4 protein-coding genes and 1 pseudogene are annotated in these 3,487 nt (G+C 60.3%); all 5 read right to left on the bottom strand.

What is annotated here, in order from left to right:
• Window positions 1-632: NAD(P)-dependent oxidoreductase (locus EN991_RS24690; RefSeq protein ID WP_245461069.1), on the bottom strand; the 632-nt coding region annotated here is incomplete at its 3' end.
• A 112-nt stretch (window positions 633-744) separates the two neighbouring features.
• Window positions 745-1,566, bottom strand: a complete 822-nt coding sequence (locus EN991_RS24685) for an ABC transporter permease (RefSeq protein WP_024503307.1) — start codon at window positions 1,564-1,566, stop codon at window positions 745-747.
• On the bottom strand, window positions 1,563-2,282 hold the full coding sequence (locus EN991_RS24680) for an ABC transporter permease (RefSeq protein ID WP_024503306.1): 720 nt from the start codon (window positions 2,280-2,282) through the stop codon (window positions 1,563-1,565). Before EN991_RS24680 ends, EN991_RS24685 begins: the two co-directional genes overlap by 4 nt.
• An 80-nt stretch (window positions 2,283-2,362) precedes the next feature.
• Window positions 2,363-3,148, bottom strand: a complete 786-nt coding sequence (locus EN991_RS24675; RefSeq protein WP_013531705.1) for an ABC transporter substrate-binding protein — start codon at window positions 3,146-3,148, stop codon at window positions 2,363-2,365.
• 157 nt (window positions 3,149-3,305) lie between these two features.
• Window positions 3,306-3,487, bottom strand: a pseudogene (locus EN991_RS24670) (molybdopterin-guanine dinucleotide biosynthesis protein B); the annotation flags it as partial.

The raw sequence follows: 3,487 nt of genomic DNA, 5'->3' as shown, positions 1-3,487 counted from the left end.
CCCTTGGAAATCACCTCGATCACCTTCTCGATGTCGAGCCCGGCCTTCTTGCCGAAATGGATGCCTTCGGCCAGGCCCTGGACGAGGCCGGCGATGGTGATCTGGTTGATCATTTTGGTGAGCTGGCCGGCACCGGCCGACCCCATCAAGCCGACCATGCGGGCAAAAGCGTCGATGACAGGCTTCGCTTTGTCGAACGCATCCTGCTCGCCGCCGACCATGACAGTCAGCACGCCGTTCTCGGCGCCGGCCTGGCCGCCCGAGACCGGCGCATCGAGAAACGAAAACCCGCCGGCTTGCGCCGCCGCCGCCAGCTCGCGAGCGACCTCGGCCGAGGCGGTGGTGTTGTCGATGAAGACCGAACCCTTCTTCATCGATTTGAAGGCGCCTTCCGGACCGGTCGTCACCGAACGCAGATCGTCGTCATTGCCGACGCAGGAGAACACAAAATCCTTGCCCTCGGCGGCCTGCGCAGGGGTCGCCGCCAGGCTACCGCCATGCTGGCCAACCCATTGCTCGGCCTTGGCCTTGGTGCGGTTGTAGACGGTGACGTCATGGCCGCCTTTGTTCTTCAAGTGTCCGGCCATCGGATAGCCCATCACGCCAAGACCGAGAAATGCCACAGATGCCATGAGCTTGCCCTTCAGAATGGAAACGGAATTTGCTGCGAAAGCTCTAGGCTCTGCGCTCAATTCGTCAAGACGCGTAGAGCCTGATCGACTGGTGCAGCCGAATTGAAAATCGTCAGCGTTTCAGGTGAACGGTGATCCGGCGCTCGATCCATTCGACGCCATGCCGCAAGATCTCGACCATCACCAGATAGACGAGGGCGACCCAGATATAGGCCTGGATGTCGAACGAGTTGGCGAAGGCGAGCTTGGCATTGCCCATCAGATCGTAGACCGTGATGATGGCGACGATGGCGGACGCCTTGACCATCAGGATCAGTTCGTTGCCATAGGGCCGCAAGGCGACGATCAGGGCTTGCGGCAGGATGATCTTGCGCAACGTCTGCAGTTTATGCAGGCCAAGCGAGGCCGCCCCTTCCCATTGCCCTCTTGGCACGCTCTCTATGGCGCCGCGCAGGATCTCCGCCTGGTAGGCGGCCGTGTTGAGCGCAAAGGCAAAGACGCCGCAATTGAACGCGTCCTTGAAAAAATCCCAGAGGCCGACCGACTGGAGTTCGACGCGGAACGAGCCCAATCCGTAGTAGACCAGATAGGTCTGGACCAGCAGCGGCGTGCCGCGGAAGAAATAGACGTAGCAATAGGCGAGGCCGGACAGGATCCGGTTGCTGGACATGCGCCCGTAAGCGACGGGCACCGACAGGATCGCGCCGAGTACCATCGATATGGAAACCAGCGCCAGCGTGACCCCAAGCCCGCTCAGATAAGCCGGCGCATATTTGGCAAAGAAATCGGGATTCCAGGCAAGGAAGAGATAGCTGACGATGCCGATACCGAACAAAATCCATAGGCCCACCAGCGCGTAACCGGCGATACGCCTGCGCGGCCAGCCGCGCGCCCGTGGCGGCGGACGTTCGACCATGGTGGCCGTGGCGCTCATCGCTGCGCCTCCCGCCGGCCAAGCGAGCGCAGGATCGCATTGGTGGCGAAGGACGACAGGACGGCCAGGCCAAGAAAGACCAGCGAGGCGACGCCGAAGAACAGGAAAGCGTGCTTGGTGACGCGGGCCGCAATGCTGGCATTGCGCAGCGTCTCGGCCAGGCCGACGACCGACACCAGCGACGTGTCCTTGAGCAGGCTGAGCCAGCAGTTCTCCAGTCCAGGAAACGCGATGCGCAGCAGTTGCGGCACGATCACCTTGCGCATGGTCAGCCAGTTCGAAAGACCGATGGCATAGCCGCCCTCATACTGGCCTTTGGGAATGGCGCGGAAGGCGGAAAGGAAAACCTCACTGGCATAGGAGGAGAAGATCAGTGCAAGCACGATCATGCCGGCGACAAAGCTGTTGACGTCGATGGTGACGTCAGGCCGGAAATACCTGACGAGATGCTGCAGCAGGATCGGCATGCCGAAAAAGAACAGGAACAGCGTCACCAGTTCTGGCAGGCCGCGAAAGACGGTGGTGTAGATGTTGGCGGCAAGGCGCAGCGACGGTTCTTCGGACTGCTTGGCGAGTGCAATGAAAAAGCCGATCGTCAATCCGATGGGCAGCGTGGCAAGCGCCAACGCAATGGTGATCAGTGCGCCATAGGCAATATCGTCAAGCCAGCCTTCAGGTCCCCAACTGAGAAGTGTCCATATGCTCTGGGCTGGCATCGACCGGTCTTATCCCCACGGCATTCCCAAGACGAATAGAAAGACGGCGGGGAAATTCCCCGCCGTCTTGAACTGGCTTATCAGGACTCGGCGCCGTAGACGTCGAACTTGAAATACTTGTCGTTGATTTCCTTGTATTTTCCATTGGCGCGAATGGCGGCGATGGCCGAATTGAGCTTGTTGACCAGGTCAGTTTCGCCCTTGCGTACGGCAATGCCGGCACCAGGCCCGAAAATCTCGACCGGCTGCGGCGAAGGTTGGCCGAGGATCTTGCAGCAGGCGCCGTCAGGCGAGTCCAGAAACTGCTGCAGCACGACGATATCGTCCTCGATGGCGTCGAGACGACCATTGGCAAGATCGGCCTGCTCCTCGGGGCTGCTCGGATAGCCCTTCACGGTGCTGTCGGTGTAGGTCTTCGAGGCATAGTTGAAATGCGTGGTGGTGGTGGCGACGCCGATGGTCTTGCCGGCGAGATCTTCCTTGGTCACGCCTTTCAGCGTGCTGTCCTTCGGCACGGCGATCGCCGAGGGCGTGTTGTAGTATTTGTTCGAGAAGTCGACCTTCTCCTTGCGCTCCGGCGTGATCGACATCGAGGCGACGATGGCGTCGAATTTACCGGCCTGGAGGGCTGGAATGATGCCGTCCCAATCCTGGGCGACGAAGGTGCACTTGACCTTCATCTCATCACAAAGCGCCTTGGCGATGTCGATATCGAAGCCCACGAGCTGGCCATCGGCGGTAAGGTTGTTGAAGGGCGGGTAGGCGCCTTCGGTGCCGATCCTCAGGGTCTTTTCCTGGGCCTGGGCGACGCCGAGTGTCAGCAGCGCGGCCGATGCGGCAAGCGCGATACGCAGTGAAATACGCATGATGGTCCTCTCTTTATGGTCCCGGCCGTCGTTCCGAACGGCTCTGTGGGGCGGTGCTTTTGACCGCCCGCTGGCGCGATACTCCCACTCTTTCCAAGAAAAAAGCAACTGCAAAACCATAAAAATGGGCAAGGCTATTCTGCCGTTGCGTCAGCGCTCAAGCAACGAGCCCGGCGGTGCGCTCGATGAAGTCGGCTATCGATTTTGCATCGTCGAGATCGAATACCGGCAGCAGCTCGCCTTCAATGGCAAAATCGGCGGCAACAGCGACGATGTTGGGATCCTCCGCTGAAAGCGGCGTACGGTCCTTCGCATCCAGCCGGCGGGTTTCGATCTTGC

The sequence above is a fragment of the Mesorhizobium sp. M7A.F.Ca.US.005.03.2.1 genome (genome assembly GCF_003997795.1).
GTDB classification, from domain to species: Bacteria; Pseudomonadota; Alphaproteobacteria; order Rhizobiales; family Rhizobiaceae; genus Mesorhizobium; species Mesorhizobium ciceri.
This window is presented reverse-complemented; position numbering and strand designations above follow the sequence as displayed.